This window comes from Parasphingorhabdus flavimaris (assembly GCF_013371215.1).
Classification (GTDB): domain Bacteria; phylum Pseudomonadota; class Alphaproteobacteria; order Sphingomonadales; family Sphingomonadaceae; genus Parasphingorhabdus; species Parasphingorhabdus flavimaris.
This window is the reverse complement of sequence record NZ_JABWMH010000002.1, coordinates 733,234-751,926: the sequence shown is the minus strand read 5'-3', so window position 1 is coordinate 751,926 and position 18,693 is coordinate 733,234. Positions and strand designations below refer to the sequence as shown.

16 protein-coding genes and 1 tRNA gene are annotated in these 18,693 nt (G+C 54.9%); 7 read left to right on the top strand and 10 right to left on the bottom strand.

Features of this window, described 5'->3' with window-relative positions:
• The first annotated feature begins 1 nt into the window (after window position 1).
• Both hfq and hflX read left to right on the top strand, forming a co-directional pair.
• The gene (gene hfq / locus HUO14_RS08260) at window positions 2-496 is read left to right on the top strand and encodes an RNA chaperone Hfq (RefSeq protein ID WP_176279369.1); all 495 of its coding nucleotides are present in this window, start codon (window positions 2-4) and stop codon (window positions 494-496) included.
• Entirely contained in the window at window positions 493-1,791 is a 1,299-nt protein-coding gene (gene hflX, locus HUO14_RS08255; protein WP_176279368.1) for a GTPase HflX, read from the top strand. Before hfq ends, hflX begins: the two co-directional genes overlap by 4 nt.
• Window positions 1,792-1,795: 4 nt before the next feature.
• Here the strand turns inward: hflX and mazG are convergent, their stop codons facing one another.
• The 10 genes from mazG to HUO14_RS08205 form a co-directional block, all read right to left on the bottom strand.
• On the bottom strand, window positions 1,796-2,539 hold the full coding sequence (mazG, locus tag HUO14_RS08250; protein WP_176279367.1) for a nucleoside triphosphate pyrophosphohydrolase: 744 nt from the start codon (window positions 2,537-2,539) through the stop codon (window positions 1,796-1,798).
• Window positions 2,540-2,616: 77 nt separating this feature from the next.
• On the bottom strand, window positions 2,617-3,219 hold the full coding sequence (locus HUO14_RS08245) for a retropepsin-like aspartic protease family protein (RefSeq protein ID WP_176279366.1): 603 nt from the start codon (window positions 3,217-3,219) through the stop codon (window positions 2,617-2,619).
• A 3-nt stretch (window positions 3,220-3,222) separates the two neighbouring features.
• Window positions 3,223-3,993, bottom strand: coding sequence for an MBL fold metallo-hydrolase (locus HUO14_RS08240; RefSeq protein ID WP_176279365.1), 771 nt, complete (start codon window positions 3,991-3,993; stop codon window positions 3,223-3,225).
• Window positions 3,984-4,772 carry a TatD family hydrolase gene (locus tag HUO14_RS08235; protein WP_176279364.1) on the bottom strand — a complete coding sequence of 263 codons (789 nt, stop codon included), beginning with the start codon at window positions 4,770-4,772 and terminating at the stop codon, window positions 3,984-3,986. The genes HUO14_RS08240 and HUO14_RS08235 overlap by 10 nt, the downstream gene beginning before the upstream one ends.
• 1 nt (window position 4,773) lies before the next feature.
• Window positions 4,774-6,327: a methionine--tRNA ligase gene (gene metG, locus HUO14_RS08230; protein WP_176279363.1), complete on the bottom strand. Its 1,554-nt coding sequence runs from the start codon at window positions 6,325-6,327 to the stop codon at window positions 4,774-4,776.
• A 48-nt stretch (window positions 6,328-6,375) separates the two neighbouring features.
• Window positions 6,376-7,392 (bottom strand): DNA polymerase III subunit delta', encoded by a 1,017-nt coding sequence (locus tag HUO14_RS08225; protein ID WP_176279362.1) that lies wholly within the window; start codon window positions 7,390-7,392, stop codon window positions 6,376-6,378.
• Window positions 7,389-8,018, bottom strand: a complete 630-nt coding sequence (gene tmk / locus HUO14_RS08220) for a dTMP kinase (protein WP_176279361.1) — start codon at window positions 8,016-8,018, stop codon at window positions 7,389-7,391. Before tmk ends, HUO14_RS08225 begins: the two co-directional genes overlap by 4 nt.
• Window positions 8,015-9,157, bottom strand: a complete 1,143-nt coding sequence (locus tag HUO14_RS08215) for a D-alanyl-D-alanine carboxypeptidase family protein (protein WP_176279360.1) — start codon at window positions 9,155-9,157, stop codon at window positions 8,015-8,017. Before HUO14_RS08215 ends, tmk begins: the two co-directional genes overlap by 4 nt.
• A gap of 50 nt (window positions 9,158-9,207) precedes the next feature.
• Entirely contained in the window at window positions 9,208-10,248 is a 1,041-nt protein-coding gene (locus HUO14_RS08210; protein WP_176279359.1) for a septal ring lytic transglycosylase RlpA family protein, read from the bottom strand.
• Complete coding sequence (locus HUO14_RS08205) at window positions 10,232-11,272, bottom strand: lytic murein transglycosylase (RefSeq protein ID WP_425500480.1); 1,041 nt, start codon at window positions 11,270-11,272, stop codon at window positions 10,232-10,234. The genes HUO14_RS08210 and HUO14_RS08205 overlap by 17 nt, the downstream gene beginning before the upstream one ends.
• 200 nt (window positions 11,273-11,472) lie before the next feature.
• Here HUO14_RS08205 and HUO14_RS08200 point away from each other — a divergent pair.
• From HUO14_RS08200 to HUO14_RS08180, 5 genes are all read left to right on the top strand, one after another.
• Window positions 11,473-11,562, top strand: a tRNA-Ser gene (locus HUO14_RS08200).
• 302 nt (window positions 11,563-11,864) lie between these two features.
• Window positions 11,865-12,248: a hypothetical protein gene (locus tag HUO14_RS08195; RefSeq protein ID WP_176279358.1), complete on the top strand. Its 384-nt coding sequence runs from the start codon at window positions 11,865-11,867 to the stop codon at window positions 12,246-12,248.
• A gap of 291 nt (window positions 12,249-12,539) precedes the next feature.
• On the top strand, window positions 12,540-14,078 hold the full coding sequence (locus HUO14_RS08190) for a hypothetical protein (RefSeq protein WP_176279357.1): 1,539 nt from the start codon (window positions 12,540-12,542) through the stop codon (window positions 14,076-14,078).
• Window positions 14,079-14,153: 75 nt separating this feature from the next.
• Complete coding sequence (locus HUO14_RS08185) at window positions 14,154-16,856, top strand: TonB-dependent receptor domain-containing protein (RefSeq protein ID WP_176279356.1); 2,703 nt, start codon at window positions 14,154-14,156, stop codon at window positions 16,854-16,856.
• 104 nt (window positions 16,857-16,960) lie between these two features.
• The gene (locus tag HUO14_RS08180; RefSeq protein WP_343046070.1) at window positions 16,961-18,562 is read left to right on the top strand and encodes a GspE/PulE family protein; all 1,602 of its coding nucleotides are present in this window, start codon (window positions 16,961-16,963) and stop codon (window positions 18,560-18,562) included.
• Window positions 18,563-18,693: the final 131 nt, after the last annotated feature.

Genomic DNA, 18,693 nt, shown 5'->3' with positions numbered 1-18,693 from the left:
AATGACCGATAAGTCCAATAATTTGCAAGATTTATTTCTAAACTCCCTAAGAAAATCAAAAACTCCGGTGACCATGTTCCTGGTCAAGGGCGTCAAACTTCAGGGCATCGTGACCTGGTTCGACAATTTTTCGGTATTGCTCCGTCGCGACGGGCAATCCCAGTTGGTGTATAAGCACGCGATATCGACAATCATGCCGTCCGAAGCGCTCGACACGAAGCCATTTTCCGATCTTATGGATAATGCCAAAACCAGGGCAGGGGTGCTACAAGAGGTGTTCCTCACGGCGGTCCGGGACAGCAATGACCCGGTAACGATGTTTCTGGTTAACGGCGTAATGTTGCAGGGCGAAGTGTCGGCCTATGACCTGTTCTGTATTCTGCTGGAGCGGGAAGGTCTGTCGCAACTGGTCTACAAACATGCGATATCCACCGTTCAGCCAGGCGGGCCGCTTAATCTTGCCGATTATAACCAGTCTGACGATGGTGCGCATTGATACCATTTGAGAAGGACAATCTCGATAGCAAGAGCGATCGCGCGCTTATAGTCCATCCTGATATGGTTTCCCTTAGCCAGTCGGCGCTGGAACACCGGTTGAGCGAAGCGGTCGGATTGGCCGCTGCGATCGGGCTGATTGCAACGGGGTCTCACTATTTTTCGGTGCGCAAGGCCAAGCCGGCAACGCTGTTCGGGTCGGGGCAGGTCGATCAAATCGGCAAGATGATGACCGAGCAGGACGCCAGCATTCTTATTGTGGATGGCAGTTTGAGCGCTATCCAGCAGCGCAACCTGGAAGAGAAGCTCGGCGTCAAGGTTATCGACCGGACCGGGCTTATCCTGGAAATCTTCGGTGCGAGAGCGGCCACGGCCGAAGGCCGACTGCAGGTCGAACTCGCGCATCTCGACTATCAGGCGGGGCGTCTGGTACGCAGCTGGACCCACCTCGAACGCCAACGGGGCGGTTTCGGTTTTTTGGGCGGACCAGGCGAGACCCAGATCGAATCTGACCGGCGGATGATCCGCGACCGGATGGCAAAATTGCGCAAGGATCTCGCTCATCTGCGCAAAACCCGTGCCTTGCACAGAGACCGTCGACAGCGCGCTCCATGGCCGGTGATTGCATTGGTCGGCTATACAAATGCCGGAAAATCGACGTTGTTCAACCGACTGACCGGTGCCGATGTTTTTGCAGAAGACCTGCTATTCGCAACATTGGATCCGACGATGCGCGAATTTTCGCTACCCGGTTATGACAAAGCCATATTGTCGGACACCGTCGGCTTTGTTTCGGATTTACCGACCCAATTGGTCGCCGCGTTTCGGGCAACGCTGGAAGAGGTCAGCGCCGCCGATATCGTGGTTCATGTTCGTGATATTTCGCATGAAGCCAGCGATGCCCAGGCGCGTGATGTCAGGCAGATCATGTCTGATCTTGGTGTTTCGGAAGAGGCAGGCGAGGGGCCGCCGATCATCGAGGCATGGAACAAGATCGACAAGATCGACTCCGAACATCCGCAATATGAGAAAATCTCGGGTCCGTTGCCGGAAAATGTCTGCACAATCTCGGCGGAAACCGGAGACGGTATTGACGTTCTGGTCAACCTGATCGCAAAAACGCTCTCTGAAGGCTATAAGTCCGAGCAGATCACGGTGGCTGCTTCCGACGGCAAACGGATGGCCTGGTTGCATGAAAATGGCCGGGTTCTGAGCAGCGATCAGGATGCCGACCGGCTGATTTTGACGGTGGAAATGTCGCCGCGTAACTGGGGCCGCTATTCCGCTCTGGATTGATCGGTCAGGTTGCGGCCTGGCTTGCCTTGGCTTTCTGCCATTCCGCTTCCAGTTCCTCGAGCGTCATATCCTGCATGTCTTTAGTAAGACTGGATTCTATCTGGTTGAACCTTTTGGTAAACTTGGTCGTTGCGTCGGCCAGGGCCCGCTCGGCATCGACCTTGTAATGACGGGCAAGATTGACCGCGGAGAAAAGCAGGTCGCCGATCTCTTCGTGCACCTCCTGGTCGCTGATAGCCGCTCCGACTTCCTCCAGTTCTTCGAGGAGTTTTTCCCTGACCGGGGCTTTGTCGGGCCAGTCAAAACCGACCCGCGCCGCACGTTTCTGGATTTTTTGAGCCCGTAGCAAAGCGGGCAGGGCCAGTGCGACGCCGTCAAGTGCACTGCTTTGGCCGGATCTATCGCGTTCATCAGCCTTGAGCTGTTCCCATCCCGGGCTCTCGTCAGCCCCCCCGAATATATGGGGGTGGCGCCGGGTCATCTTGTTGCAGATCGTATCGACAACATTCTGGAAATCAAACTTGTCGTCATCGGCCGCAATCTGGCTGTGGAATACGACCTGAAGCAAAAGGTCACCCAGTTCGTCTTTGAGCGACTCCATATCGTTGCGCTCGATCGCATCCGCCACTTCATAGGCTTCCTCGATCGTATATGGCGCAATCGTGCTGAAGGTCTGAACCTTGTCCCATTCACAACCGTCAGACGGATCCCGCAAACGGCGCATGATTTCAAGCAGGGGGTCGATCAAAGCTGGTTCCGTTCTGTAGACAAGTAAGGTTGATAATATATATTATGTTAAATTATGGATTATCCGGGGAAGCCCCGCTATTGAGGTTCCAATATCATTTCCCGGCCTTCTACCCTCCAGCTTTTGAGCTGGGACAGAAAGTTCATGCCGATTACATTGGAGTCACCAAACTCTTCGGCCACGACAACGGGAAGGTCCGCGGCAATCATCGTGCCGACCTTCAACGTTTGGATCGTTGCTCTCTGCGCTTCGACCGATCCGTTGGCAGTCGTCAAAATAACCGGAAACGGGCTTTGACCGATTTCGATACCGGCATCACGCGCTATTCGTAATGTCATCGCGGTGGTCGTCGCGCCGCTATCAATAAGAAATCTCACTGGCATCTCGTTGACCGTGGCATTTACCCAGAAATGGCCGTCAGCCGACTGGCGGATACGCAAGGTGTCGCCAACCACGCGTTGTTCGTTTGCGCCGGTAACTTCGCCGGAAACCCTGTTCCAGACCGCTAAAATTTCGTGCTGGTAGGAAAATCCGACGATGAAAATGGCGAATATGGCTACCCATGCCAAAGCCGTTCGAACGATCTCACCAAAGCCAATCCGCCGCGAAAACAAGGCGCTGGCCACCAGCACCAGCGCGCCAATAGCAAAGACAAGATTTATATTTTGATCTTCGGTCAACGGTCAGATTTCTTTCATATAGCCATCATAAGCGGGCCGGACATGTTCGGGCAATATGCCTATAAGATGGTTATAGTCCATCGAGTTGTCCATATGTGTCAGCAAGCTCAATTCTGGTTGCATTTCATCGATGAGAGCAAGGGTCATGTCCAGATGGGCATGTGTAGGATGCGGCTTGTCCCGCAAGGCGTCGACCACAAACAGATCGCAATTGCGATAGAGACCCTGCATTTCTGCCGTCACATCACCAAAATCAGTGGCGTAACAGATGGATTTTCCCTGATGCTCGAACCGCAGGCCCGCCGAAGTGATGGCACCATGAGGCTGATCAACATAGCGCACGGCAATATCTCCGATTTCCACTGCGCCCTCGAGCGCAATTCCTTCGCAAATCGAGGGATAATAGTCATGGCCCTTGAAGGCATAGGCAAAACGCAGCTTAAGGCTCTCGAGCGCGAATGGACGGGCGTAACCGGGAATCGGCTTGCGAGTTTGCTGAAAAACCGCCCGCAAATCATCAATTCCGTGACAATGATCGGCATGATCATGGGTCCAGATCACCGCATCGATCCGGTCTATCCCGTTGTCGAGAAACTGATTGCGCAAATCGGGGGATGTATCGACCAATATCCGGGTGGTGGGACTTTCAACCAAAATTGAAACCCGGCTTCTGCGGTTTTTCGGTTCATTGGCGTCGCAGCTACCCCAGTCATTTCCAATACGGGGGACGCCCGACGACGTCCCTGATCCCAATATTGTAAGCTTCAAAGCCACATTCGGGGCCGCGCCTTGGTGAATAGCTGGTAGAAATTCCGGCCGGTTGTTTCACAAAGATCAGTGTAATCCTCGCCGCGGAGTTCAGCGAGATAGCGAGCTGTATCGGCGACGAAGGCCGGCTCACCGGTCTTTCCCCGATGCGGCACCGGAGCAAGGAACGGCGCGTCGGTTTCAACCAACAAGCGGTCTGCCGGCAGTTTCGCAGCCGTTTCCTTCAGGTCCTTGGCATTTTTGAAAGTGACGATACCCGAGATCGAAATATAGAAACCGAGCGCCAGCGCTTTCTGGGCGAATTCCTCACTCGCCGTGAAGCAGTGGATGACACCGGAATAGGCGCCCTGCTCCATTTCTTCAGCCATGATCGCGGCAGTATCAGCCTCTGCATCGCGGGTGTGTACGATGATCGGCAGGCCCGTCTCGCGCGCAGCATGAATATGGGTCCGGAAACTCTGACGCTGACGCTCCCGGTCGCTGTGATCGTAATAATAATCGAGCCCGGTCTCGCCGATCGCAATCACCCGGGGATGAGCTGCTTCTCCGACAAGCTTGGCAAGGTCGACATCGGGATGGGAATCGGCCTCGTGCGGATGAATTCCGATACTCGCCCAGACATCTTTTTCCCGCTCGGCGGTCGCTACAATATCCCGCCATTCGCTTTCACGGGTGGATATGTTCAGCATGGCGGTTACGCCGCTTTGGCGAGCGCGTTCCAGCACAGCCGGCTGCTCCTCGACCAGGCCCTTGTAGTTCAGGTGGCAGTGGCTATCGACCAGCATATCAGGACCCTGCTTCGTCTTTTAATAGCTCGAGCCGCGGGAAGACCCCCTCGGGCGCCGGTAACGCCAAGCCGGCTTCGATCGTCTCACCCAGATGCTCGAAATCTCGGGCGTGCGGCGATTGGCCAAGCAGGTCGAGCATCTTGTCGCAGCTGTCCGGCATGGCCCAGCGGAGCATGATGGCCAACCGCCGGATAGCCTCTGCCGTATAATATAAGACGGTGTCGGCTCTCGCGGGATCGGTCTTGCGCAGCGCCCAAGGTGCCTGATCGGCAAAATATGTGTTGGTTGCGCTGAGCCGCTCGCGAATAATATCAATCGCCTGGTCAATCTTGAACAGGCCGCCAGTCATTGCCGCTTTTACATCATCATGACACTGATCCAGATCCAGCAACAATTGCTTTTCGCTCTCTGTCGGCTCACCTGCGGCAGGAACCTTGCCTTCGCAATTTTTCGCAATCATCGACAGGCTGCGTTGCGCCAGATTGCCAAAATTATTGGCAAGATCGGCGTTTGTCTTGGTCACGATCGCGTCTGCAGAATAGGTCCCGTCTTTTCCGAACACGACATCCGCAAGCAGGAAATAGCGCAACTGGTCAACGCCGAACCGCTGTGCCAATTCCATCGGATCGACAACATTGCCGACCGATTTTGACATTTTCTCGCCGCGGTTGAGGAGGAATCCGTGGCCGAAAACCTGTTTTGGTAACGGCAGATCGGCGCTCATCAGAAAGGCGGGCCAGTAAACGGCGTGAAACCGGACTATATCCTTGCCGATAAGATGCAAATCTGCCGGCCAATATTTGGCGAACAAACCTTCTGTGTCCGGATAGCCGACGCCGGTCATATAGGTTGTGAGGGCATCAACCCAGACATACATCACATGGCCGGGCGATCCTGGCACCGGGACACCCCAGTCGAAACTGGTCCGTGACACGCTGAGATCTCTCAGACCGCCTTCGACGAAGCGCATGACTTCATTGCGGCGGCTTTCGGGCTGGATGAATTCGGGATGCTCTTGGTAAAGCTTGAGCAACTTGTCCTGATATTTCGAAAGTTTGAAGAACCAGGTTTCTTCTGCGGTCCATTCGACCGGCGTACCCTGGGGTGAAAGTTTTTCGCCCCCCTCGCCTGTTTCAAGCTCGTCTTCGGCATAAAAGGCTTCATCACGGACCGAATACCAGCCCTCGTAACGGTCGAGATAAAGGTCTCCATTGGCCTCCATCGCTTTCCACAAAGCCTTGCTGGCTTCGTGATGGGCCGCTTCGCTCGTTCTCCGAAATCCATCATGCTGGATATTAAGAATATCGCACATCTCAATGAAATAAGAAGACATTTCGTCCGCGAGACTGATGGTTTCCCGACCCGCATCGCGGGCTGTCTGAACCATCTTCAGCCCATGCTCATCGGTTCCGGTGATCAAACGGACATCGCGGCCACTCAACCGGTAATAGCGGGCAATGGCATCCGCGCAGATCGCCTCATAGGCATGACCAATGTGGGGGCGACCGTTGGGATAGCTGATCGCGGTGGTGATATAAAAAGGTTCTGACATGGCGACCTCTCTTGATGGATTGGCTGCGCTTGTAAACAGCCAAAATCTCTATTTTACTTGGCCAGTGGACGCCAGGTCCCCCATCAGGCCGCCCAACCGGAAAACCACCGCCTGATTATCGAGTGCTTTGGGAATTGCTGCTGTGGCCAAGTCGTTGGCTTCCCGCCATTTATCGATCGTTTCCAGCGAACGGGGCAGCCCGGCCGATTTGATGTGCTCCGCGATGAGGCTGGGCGTGCGTTCGAGAAATGCACGATATCGCGGCGTTGCTGCCTTTAACGACAGTTTGCGCGCCAATTCGCTTTTCAGTCGGTTATCCCTGTCCCCTGTCTTGATGATCTCGCGCGCCATGCTTTCCAGTTCGGCGAGACCAACCTCGCTATATTGAAGCGCGCGGCCCGGTGACCCTTCACCAGCCACGACAAGCGTTTCAATCTCCGCGTCGTTCAAGTTTGGCGATGCTTTCTTCAGCAGGATTCGCATTTCATCATCGGCGAGCGGGTCGAAGCGGAGCATTTGGCACCGCGAACGGATCGTGGGCAATAGCCGGTCCGGCATATGACTGATCAGAAAGAAGATCGTTTTTTTCGGTGGTTCTTCAAGATTCTTCAATATGGCATTGGCACCGCCTCGTTCCAGATCATCGGCGGCGTCTATGACGACGACCCGATATTCGGAAATGGAGGCCTGATTTTGGAAGAGAGGCTGTAAGGCACGTATCTGATCGACTTTTATATTGCGGGCCAGATCGTGCTCTTCCAGCGAATCAAGGCCATTGTCCCGCGCCCTTTTTTCTTCCTTGTCCGACTTGGGTCCGCGACGCAGTAGTCGGAAGTCGGGATGTGAACCAGCTGCAAGAAGATGGCCGGTCTCGTCGTCCTGCACGTCACAAAATACCGTCGGCCGATTGTGGGAATTGAGCAAGAAATGCGCGGCCTGCTGGGCAAAAGCCGCTTTGCCCAATCCCTTGTCGCCGGCGAGAATCCATGCGTGATGGAGCTTGTCCTTGGCAAAAGACTGGCAGAAAACCTCCCTGGGTTTGTCGTGGCCATAAAATGACGTCATGCCATCATATCTCCGAGATTCTGCAACAACAGCTCGGTTATGGGCTCTACCGCCTGCGAGGCATCAATCAGCCGGATGCGATCGGGCTCGTCCGCAGCAAACTGGCGAAAACGCTGCATGACAGACCGATGATAGGCGCTATCTCTACCGCCGATCCGGTCGCTATCGCCACGATCTCTTGCTTCGGCTCGTTTCGCGGCCACTGCTTCGGGCAGATCCAGTACAAATGTCCGGTCCGGCATTAAAGCGCCGCTGCCCACCTCATGCAAGGCCATGATTTCCCGGTCGGTGAGCTGGTCACCTCCGGTTTGATAGGCGCGGCTGCTGTCGATGAAACGGTCGCTGATCACCCACTCACCTCGGTCAAGGGCCGGGCGGATCAATTTAGCGCAATGCTCAGCCCTTGCCGCGGCAAATAGCAATGCTTCCGTGCGCATATGCCATTTCTCATCTGCCCCGCTCAGCAGCAGATCGCGGATGACTTCCGCGCCGGGAGTTCCGCCCGGCTCGCGCGTCACATTGACTTTGTAACCTTTTGTCTCGAGCGCGCTGGCGAGTGCCTTGACCTGGGTGGATTTTCCCGTTCCCTCGCCGCCTTCAAGGCTGATGAAGCGGCCCTTGGTCACGCCAATCCGAGCAGGGATTTCAAGCCGGCCCAAGCCCGATTGAAAAAGCCCGCTTCGCCGACATCTTCGCCAGCGACCAGAGGAATCCGTTGTTGATCCACGTCCTCCGACGTAACGATCAAGGTTGCAATGGGCTGACCTTTAACGATCGGAGCCTTGATCGGCCCGTCATAAGTCACTTTCATCGATATCTTGCCGTCGGAGGCTTTGGGCAAAGTCGCGAACAGGTCCTTGGCGGCGACAAGAGAAACGGTCGAGCTGTCGCCCAGCTGGACTTCGGCGTTCTGGACTTTCGTGCCCTTGTCAAAAAGCTTCCTTGGTTCCCAGGCGTTGAAACCCCAGTTCATGAATTTGACTGATTCCTCGACGCGGCTGCCGTAACTATCCAGCCCGGCAAGAACCGACACCAGTCGCCGACCTTTTTGTTCAGCCGAGCCGGTAAAACCATAGCCGGCTTCGTCAGTGTGACCGGTTTTCAGTCCGTCCGAACCCGCAACCTTGCCGATCAGAGGATTTCGGTTCGTTTGTTTGATTCCATTCCAGGCGAATTCGTCCTGACCGTAGAAATCATCATATAATTTCGGGAAATTATTCACCGTAGCGGCCCCCAGGGCCGCGAGATCCTTGGCCGTGACCATGGTCCGGCCTTCATCCGGCCAGCCGTTGCTGTTGCCAAAGCGACTCTTTGACATGCCCAGTTCCTTGGCGCGCTTGTTCATAAGTCCGACGAAGGCTTCCTCGGTTCCAGCAATGCCTTCCGCGAGAACGACACAGGCGTCATTGCCCGACAAGGTCACGATTCCGTGCAGGAGGTCGCTGACGCTCACCTCATCACCCACGCCAAGAAACATCGTCGAGCCCTGGTTATTCCATTTCTTCCAGGTTCCCTCGTTGACGCGGAACTTGTCATCGAGCTTGAGCTTGCCTTTTTCGATCAGGTCAAAGGCGACATAAACAGTCATCATCTTGGCCATCGAAGCCGGTGGAATCTGCTTGTCCGCATTTTTTTGATAGAGCACGGCACCGGAGGACAGGTCCGTCATATAGGCAATGGGTGCTTCGGTATCGAAGCGGGGCGCTGCGATGACAATCGATGACATGGCAATTAGGGGCAGAGACGCCAGAAGAAACTTTTTCATTTAGGCCAGAATTCCCGATTAAAATTTTGCGAAGCTGATCGATACGGACGCTATTTGTTCGCCCGCAAGATTCGGGCCCCGCTATAACCCCGCTGCTGCGCCTGTGCCAGCCCTGCTTGCGCATCTTGCTCACTTGCATAAGGACCGTAACGAACACGCCAGATCGATCGGGTGCCATCGGACATGACCTTGGCTCCAATTTTCCGGGCAAGCGTATCTGCCCGCGATTTGTCGCTGAAGGCCGCTACCTGGACGACATATCCCCCGGCCAAGCCGCCGACATAATTGTCACCGATACTATTCTCGACTGCAACCGGACGTCCGCCACCCTCTATGATAAAACGACCGTCGCGGGTGCCGGGGCCTCGCCCCGCAGTATCGGTCGCGCGACCGGATGCCGCCGCGGGAGATTTTGCAATATTGGGTGGCGGGTAAGCGGGCGCCGCAGCCTGCCGGATTGGCGCAGTGGGTCGCGGCAGCTTGTCGAGGTTCTTCCGCAAGATTGAAAGAAGCGAATCCGGCGTCGCTATACGTTCCGTGGCAGGCGCACCCATGCGGAGGACCGCGCGTTCCTGTTCATTGGGGTTTACCTTGCGGACGCGGACACCGGACACGCCGTGCTGGTCAATACCCAGCTGTTTTGCGGCGCCGTGGGACAGGTCGATCAGCCGGTCGTTGGCAAATGGCCCACGATCATTGATCCGCACCAAAATCGTACGACCGGTATCAAGTGCAGTAACCTCGACATAGGATGGCAATGGCAATGTCTTGTGCGCCGCCGAAATGCCTTGGGGATTAAACGATTCTCCGTTGGCGGTCTGGTTCCCTGATAGTTCTTCGCCATACCAGCTGGCATATCCCACCTCGTCATAACTCGCGACATCCTCGGGAGTGTAAGTTTCTCCGGCGACCTTATAGGGTTCGCCGATCTTTTGCGGATAGTCGGAAACGCTTGTGGCCCCTGTCGGCGCGCCTGCGGCGGCAGGAGGAAGAGAGCCATCGGGGAAGCTGCCAAAATCGCGAGACCCGCTACAGCCGGCCAATGCCAGAGTTGCGGAAGAGAATATTCCAAGCTTAACTGCGTATTTCATCCGCCAATAACCCCACTGCTAATCCGTAAAAATTCGAACAATTATAATCCAGAATGACGCGGTAATTGCCCGTCAACAAATAAGCCCTGTTCCCAGCGCCGTCTGGTTCGAGCAGAGTCGCCATCACGTTCGCATCCAGTGACTTCCCCGTCGCTGGCAGAACGCCCAGCGTGCGCCATTCCGCCATGCTCTTCCACTGACTGTGGCGATTGAACACCCGCGGGCAGCGTGTCGGCGTTATCTGGCTTGCTATGGTCGCGCGATCTAGCCCCGAGGGAACGTTGACCGGGATTCCCCAAGGCTCTCCCCTGCGCCATCCCGAGTTAACGAAATAATTGGCGATCGAAGCCACGGCGTCATATTCGCTGCCCCAGATATCTGCATAGCCGTCTCCGCTGCCGTCTTTCGCCAGCCGCAGATATACCGAAGGGAGAAACTGCGGCTTGCCCATGGCCCCTGCCCAGCTACCCTTGAGCGCAGATTGCGGCACTCCCTGGTCGATCAGCTTCAGCACAGCGAGCAATTCGCCCTCGAACAGCGCGCGTCGCCGACCTTCGTAAGCGAGCGTCGCCAGCGACCGGGGGATATCGAAATTACCGGTGTAGGATCCGTAATTGGTTTCTTTCCCGTAGATCGCCATAATGATCGGCCCCGGCACGCCGGTTTCGCGTTCGACATCAATGAGCTTGGCCATCAGACGGCTATAGGCCGCTTTCCCGTTGGCAATCCGTTCGCTGGTGATGTGCCGCTTCTGGTAGGGAGCGAAGGGTGGTATTGCGCTGCTCGGGCTTCCCCCCGGCTGTGACTGGTCGAGCTCTATAACCCGCGGATTGTAGGTGAGGCCCGGAAGAACCTGATCCAGCGTCTCGGCGCGAACCCCGTCCTGAAGGGCTTTTTGTCGCACTTGCTGGAGATAGGACTCGAAGCTCGAGCTGCTTTGGGCCTGGGCATTTTCCATCGGGATTGCTGCGCTGATGGTGGAAATTGCAATAACGCTGCAGGCGATAGCGGTCATGATACGCATGAATACTTCCTTTTCGTTCCTTCATTGTCGCACAAAGCGACTCTCAGGGGAATCCCTAAATGTCCCACAGATGCAACAACTCGACCCGAAAGCGCAGTGAAGCCGGAAAATCGCCCTTGTATCGCAACTGCTTGCAAAATGTTTTGCGCTTTCAAATCGAGGGCGCTAGGACGCCATCGACCCGGCCCTAATGGCTATGCGGACAGGTGGCAGAGTGGTCGAATGCAGCGGTCTTGAAAACCGCCGAGGGTGCAAGCTCTCCGTGGGTTCGAATCCCACCCTGTCCGCCATCAACCTTTAACACTCAAAACCAATGAATTGATCGGACCTCACGCCCGTTGTGCAGCATGCATATTCATGCGTTGCAGGCTTTGGAGCGGAATTTCCTCAAGTCGATAATATCGTCCGCAGTGCACTTGGATTTTTCACCGCGAGCGGAACGTCTGCAATCCGCGATTGAAGCGATCATTCCTGACGGCCCGATGCTGCGTCCGCTTCGCCGCAAGGTGGCCGAGGAATATATTATTACAGTTTTGTTGCAATGTTCGTCATAAAAGTGTAATATCCATTCATAACAATAGGAGATGATGCTATGAAAACAGCAAAAATGCTGGGAATTGCAACGGGTTTTCTCTTGGTGGCCACGCCAGCTTTGGCAGAGACTCCAAGCGGTGAAATCGGCTACGCCAAGGGAGCGCTTGGTTATGATGCGCTGGTTGCCGGTGATAATCAAACCGCACTCACGCAGCTTGAAGCCGCCGATGGTGTAAGCGCCAATGATCCGGCACGACTTATCAATCTTGGTCAGGCCTATAAGCGTGTCGGTCGCGCCGGCGATGCTGCCCAGATGTTCAGGGCGGCAATGAATAGCAACCGCAGTTTTGATCTGGTTCTTGCCAATGGCACTGTGGTAAATTCACGCAAAGCCGCGAAACTGGCGTTGAGCGAAATGAACACCTCGCTGGCTGCACGCTAAAACCAGCGACCTTATTTTATGAAAAGGCGGCCAATTTTTTGGCCGCCTTTTTTATGCCTCCGGAAGGCCGATAATATTGCAGCGCAGCATCAATTTTGGCGGCGCTCTGCGCTCTCGCCGCCGACTGCCATAAACATGAAATAATTCTGTCTCTGTTGCGTCATGTAAACCGCACCGACGAGTCACAATCTGTGCCTATTGGCCTCACCCAAGGGCGATGGGGTGAAGTTAAGGTTCGGTACCGCATCGTTTGAACATCAAGCTTCAAGCCAGTTCTGCGGAGAATATTACATGAATAAGAAAAAGTTCCAGTCCATCCTTTTTGCCAGTGCGGCGGCGTTCATCGTCACCGGCTGTGGCGCGGACAGTGTCGCTTCCCCCGGTGAAGGCAATATTGTGGTACTGCCCACTCCTGCTCCGACACCGGCGCCGACTCCAACACCGACGCCCACACCAACAGCGGGCACTCCAGCCACTGACTGTCCTGTCGGAACCGCCAATGTGGGAGTGATCACCACCGGGAACGGCGAAGAGGCACGCAATTGTCAGGTATCGGGTGTCATTCAAGGCAACCTGGTTCTGCCCAAGCGCCCCAATACAGCCAACACTGTTTACTCACTGTCCGGCGGCGTTGAAGTCGGCGTTGACGGCGGGACAACGGGTATCCTGACAATCGAGCCGGGCGTAACCATATTCGGTTCCTCGGGCGGTGATTTTCTGCTTGTCAATCGCGGGTCGCAATTATTCGCCGAAGGTAACGCTTCCGCGCCTATTATCTTTACATCGCGCCAGAATATCCTGGGTCAGTCCGGCGTGGACAGCATCGGCCAGTGGGGCGGCATCGTGATCCTTGGACGGGCTCCGATTTCCGATTGTGCCACCGGTGGCGCGTCCAATCCCGGCGGTGCTCGCGCCGACTGTGAGGCAATCGTCGAAGGCCCTGCCAACGCGGTTTATGGCGGCACGCTCCCGGCTGATTCCAGTGGCCGTTTGTCCTATGTCCAGGTCCGCTATCCCGGCTTTGAAGTCTCGCCGGGCAACGAGTTGAACGGCATCACCATGGCTGGTGTCGGCAGCGGAACATTCTTCCAGAACATCCAGGTTCACAACAGCTCGGATGATGGCGTCGAATGGTTTGGCGGCCGGGTCAATGGCAAAAATCTTGTGATGACCGGTATTGACGATGACTCCGTGGACTCTGACTCGGGCTACAAGGGGCACAACCAGTTTGTGCTGGCAGTACAGCGCGTTGGCGGCGGCGACCATGTGATGGAAGCCGACTCCAATGGCGACGAAGATGCCGAACCGCGTCAGGATCACAAATTGGCCAATGTCACATTCGTGTCCAGCGGCGGCGATCACGTGATCCTGCTGCGTGGTGGTGGTGATTATGCCTTCTATAACAGCGTTTTCACCAGCCGAAACGGTGGAGCATGTGTCGACATTGACAGTGCAACGACCATTCAAGCTGCGGGTGCAGGCCCTGACGAGAACGGGCCTCCAGTGTTCGAATCGGTATTCTTGAGCTGTCCGACAGCCTTTGTCGACGATGGCAACGTCACGGTCGCTCAAATACAGACCCTGTTCAACGCCGGAACGAATAACACTGCAAACGGCACATCGACTCTTTCCAATGTGGCCGCTGCCTTCCCGTTCGTGAACGGAGCCAATGAAACCGGTGTTACGCCATTTGCGGTAAGCGGTGTGAACAGCTTCTTCGAAGATGTGAATTACATCGGCGCTGTCAGAGACGCGAACGACACGCGTTTCCAAGGCTGGACTTGCGGTCTTTACGCCAATGATTGTGCGACCGCCCCGACCATTGGTTAACCTCGAGAAAACTTGCGGGATGGCGGTCATACTGACTGCCATCCCATTTTATATATGTGACAAGGAAATATTCCGATGAAGAAGCGGGCCTCATTTATCTCCAGCCTTTTGCTGACCACGGCACTATTATCGCCCTCGGCATTCGCCCAGACCATGGCGTCGGACGAGCCGGCCATAGAAGAGGCGCCGGTCGACGAACGCGCATCCGATGATGATGTGGATATTTCCGCGCCTGGCAGTGATTTTGGTAATGAAATCATTGTTCGGGGAAAATTTATTCCCAATCCGATCCGCGCAACGGCCGAAGTTGTTTCGGTTCTCGGCGAAGCTGAAATCGCGCGGGCTGCCGATGGAGATATTGCTGGTTCGTTGCAGCGTGTCACCGGTCTGAGTGTGGTCGGCGGACGGTTCGTGTTTGTTCGCGGCCTCGGCGAGCGTTATTCGCTTGCGCTTCTGAACGGATTACCCCTGCCCTCGCCGGAGCCATTGCGGCGTGTCGTTCCGCTCGATCTTTTCCCGACGAGCGTGATTGCCTCCACCGTAGTTCAGAAGAGCTATTCGGTAAATTATCCCGGAGAATTTGGCGGTGGCGTGATCAACCTGACCACCAAATCAACACCGGATGAGCCGTTTCTGGAAGTCAAGTTCGGGGTCAGCGGCGATAGCGAGACAACGGGCAAACTGGGCTATGTCTATGATGGTTCCGACACAGATATTATCGGTTACGACAACGGTCTGCGAGATATTCCAAGCGGACTGGCCAATGCTCTTGCGCTCAATATTCCGATATCTGTCGGTACCGAGTTTTCCAGCCTTGATCTGCAAAACTTCGGCGCTAGCCTTAACAATGCCAATACGAATCTGATCCAGACCAATAATGATATTCCTGCAAATTTTTCCGCAGAAGTTACCGGCGGCACGACGTTCGACGTCGGTGATGCCTTTGTCGGTATTGTCGCGACAGCTGGTTTCGATAATAGCTGGCGCACACGTAGCGGCATGCAGCAAACCTCGCAGGGTATCGTCAATATCAATGGCGAACCCGGCCTGCTCCCTGACCAGAATTTCAATTTCGTCACCACCGAAAATCGCATTATCGTCAATGGGCTGCTGGGATTGTCGGCGGAAATTGGCGAACATAAATTGCGTTTCACCAACCTCTATATCCACGACACATCGAAAGAAGCGTCAATCAAGGCCGGTATCGACGCGATCAATGTTGATGAAGAAACATTGCTCAACCAGGGACGCACGAGCTGGTTCGAACGGCAGCTCTTCACCAGCCAGTTTGTCGGCGAATTCGAGTTTGGCGCCGTTTCCGTCGATCTGCGCGGGGCCTATGCCAATTCCAAACGCGATGCGCCTTATCAGCGGTCGTACAGCTATGCCTATGACGACCAGATCGCCGATGACTTTGTCAACGACCTGACCTCGCCTGGTCAGTCTGCACGCGTCCAGTTCAGCGATTTGAACGATGATGTGTATGGCGGTGGAGCGGACCTGGGATATGAAACCAACATCGGCGTCCCGGTCAATCTCAACGTCGGTTACAGCTATTATCTCAACGATCGACAGGCGCAGCGCCGGGACTTCAGATTTGTTCCGGCCAATGGCCTTCCTAATCCCATCGAACAGGAGCGGATCGACTTTCTCCTGTCGGATTTCAATATTTTCACGCATGAAATTGAACTGCGCGAGGTAGCGGCCCAGACGTCTGTGCCAGCCTATGAAGCGCAACTTGAAATTCATGCCGGTTACGGCCAGATTGACGCGGAACTTGCCGATGGTCTGCGCGTGAATGTCGGCGTCCGTTATGAAGATGCGCAGCAAACGGTGACCCCCATTTTGCTGCAAGGGGGGACGGCCTCTCTCGCATCCGGCATAAGCAATGACTATTGGCTTCCCGCCGGAACGCTGACCTGGAATTTTGCCGACGACATGCAGTTTCGGCTAGCCGCTTCGAAAACCGTTGCCCGCCCGCAGTTTCGCGAACTGGCACCCCAGCAGTTTCTTGATCTGGAAACCGACCGCACGTTCATCGGTAACCCCTTGCTGAAAGATAGCGAGTTGATCAATGTGGAAGGCAGGTATGAATATTATATCGGGCGTGGTGAACGCATCACCCTTGCCGGCTTCTACAAGAAGATCGACAATCCTATCGAAAATGTAGCCTTTGTTCAGGGCGGAGGGACGCTGTTTACCGGCTTTTCCAACGCGCCAACCGCGACGCTATATGGTGCAGAAGTCGAACTGGTGAAATATTTCCCGCTCTATGATCTGGGAGGCAATTTCTTTGAAGATCGCCGACTGTTGCTTGCCGCAAACTATACCTACACCAAGTCTGAAATAAAGGTCGCCGATGGCGATCAGGCAATCAACCCGGTCACGCTTCAGCCAACCGACGCAGCCAATCTGTTCGACGATGGTGATCGTTTGACCGGCCAATCGAGCCATGTTGCCAATCTGCAATTCGGGATGGAACGCGAGGACGGTCCTTTATCGCAACAAACCGTTCTGCTGACCTATAACAGCCCCAGGGTGACAGCGCGCGGACCGCAGGATCAACCGGATCTGATCGAGAAGACAGGCTGGCGGCTCGATCTTGTATTGCGCGAGGAAATGAATATCGCAGGTCAGGACTTCGAGTTGAAGTTCGAAGCCCGCAACGTTCTGGGCACGGATTACAGTGAATCCCAGACACTGGGCAGTTCGACCATTCTCAATAATGCCTACGAAGTGGGCACTCGCTTTTCCATGAGTATCGGGTTGAATTTCTAGCAGTTTTACGCCCATTTCTCTGTAATTTATTTGTCATCGATGCGTCTCCAATCCGTCATCTTGTCATGCGACAGATGATGGAAGAAATTTCTACGGGGACCATCGTGACAGATGATTATGCAGAACAGGCATCTCTGAACAGAACAGGGAATGGTGCCTGCGAAAATGTGGCACCCGGCCGCCCGGTTGTCGAACTATCCTACGATTATTCCCGAGAACACGGGATATTGATTGTGGCGGGCGATCGCGAGCGCGTGAAAATTGCAGTGAAAAAGGGTTCTGATCCCGCAGCTTTGCTCAAGATACAACGCTATCTCGCCATACCGATCGATCTGGAGATCGTCGACGAGACCGCATTTGAACAGCTTTTTAATGGGTATTTCCAGCGACTGATTCAAGCTGGCAAGACTGTGCAGACAACCGGTGATCCGCAGCAACCAGATGACGCTTTTGCAGGCGATCCACTGGATGTCTTTACCGCTCATTTTCCGGATGCGGCAGACATTTTGAAGGAAAAAAAAGACGCATTCGGCCTTCGCCTGATCTGCGGAATTATTGCAGAGACCGAGCGACAGGGCGCTTCTGCCGTACATCTGGAATCGCATGATCTGGCATTGGTGATCCGGATGCGGGTCAATGGCGTGCTGACTGAAAAACTGCGGCTGCCGCAAGATCTGTCGACGGTCGTCGTCAAACTTATCCATCGGATGTCGCGTCCGGATATGGCTGATCAGCCTTTTCCACAAGACGGAACCATGCAAATTTTTCTTCGCGGAAAATTACGGAAAGTTCGCGTCTCGACGCTTTCCGACGTCAACGGAACGGGGGAACGGCTGGTACTGCGAATTCTTGACCAGCAGGTTACATCAGCTACGCTAAAACTGCTCGGCATGTCAGAGCCTATTCAAGAAATTTTGACAGATGCCTGCGCCAAGCCAGACGGCCTTATTCTTGTTTGCGGCCCCGGCGCATCGGGCAAGACAGCTACGCTTTACGCCGGAATGAAGCAGTTGAATGATGGTCGTCGCAATATCCTGACGGTCGAGAACCCGATAGAATATCCAGTCGAAAATATCGTGCAGACGCAGATTGATACCGAGAGTGGCGTGGGTTTCGCGCAAGGGCTGAGGGCTATCTTGCACCAGGACCCGGATGTTGTCATGATTGGCGAGATTGATGATCGCGAGACCGCTGGAATAGCGGTGCAAGCGTCGCTTGACGGTCGACTGGTCCTCGCGGCGATAAATAGCATCGATGCTGTGAGCGCCATTACACAATTGCGTGAAATGCACGTTGATCCGTTTCTTCTGGCATCCTCGATACGGGTAATCATCGGCCAGCGTATGGTTCGCAAGCTTTGTGAACATTGCCGACTGCCGATCCAGGCAGAAGGGTCACTAGCTTCGCTGCTGGGCTTTGATCGTGGCACCATCGTGTTTCGGGAAACCGGCTGCAATCGTTGCAGCCAGACGGGTTTTCAGGGTCATACCGGAGTGTTCGAGGCGATTCGTGTAGATGAGACAATCCGCAAACTGATTAACAATGGCGGCGATGAGGCGCGCATATCAGCGCATGCCTTTTATAACCAGCCCGGACTGGCGTCTGCAGCCCGTGCTATGGTCAGGCAGGGTATTACAACGCCGGAAGAAGGAATAAGAATCTCGCAGGGGGAAGCCGTCGCGATAAGCCAATCAGGCCGGATTTAGCACTTCCGAGATTAAGGAACTGATGGGCTATCGGAAAGTTCAAGTTCCAGTGGCGCGCCGATCTCAGTCGAACCCACCAAGGATAAATCAGAACACTCACCTGTTTCATGCAGTCCGTCCGTCTGAAGCAC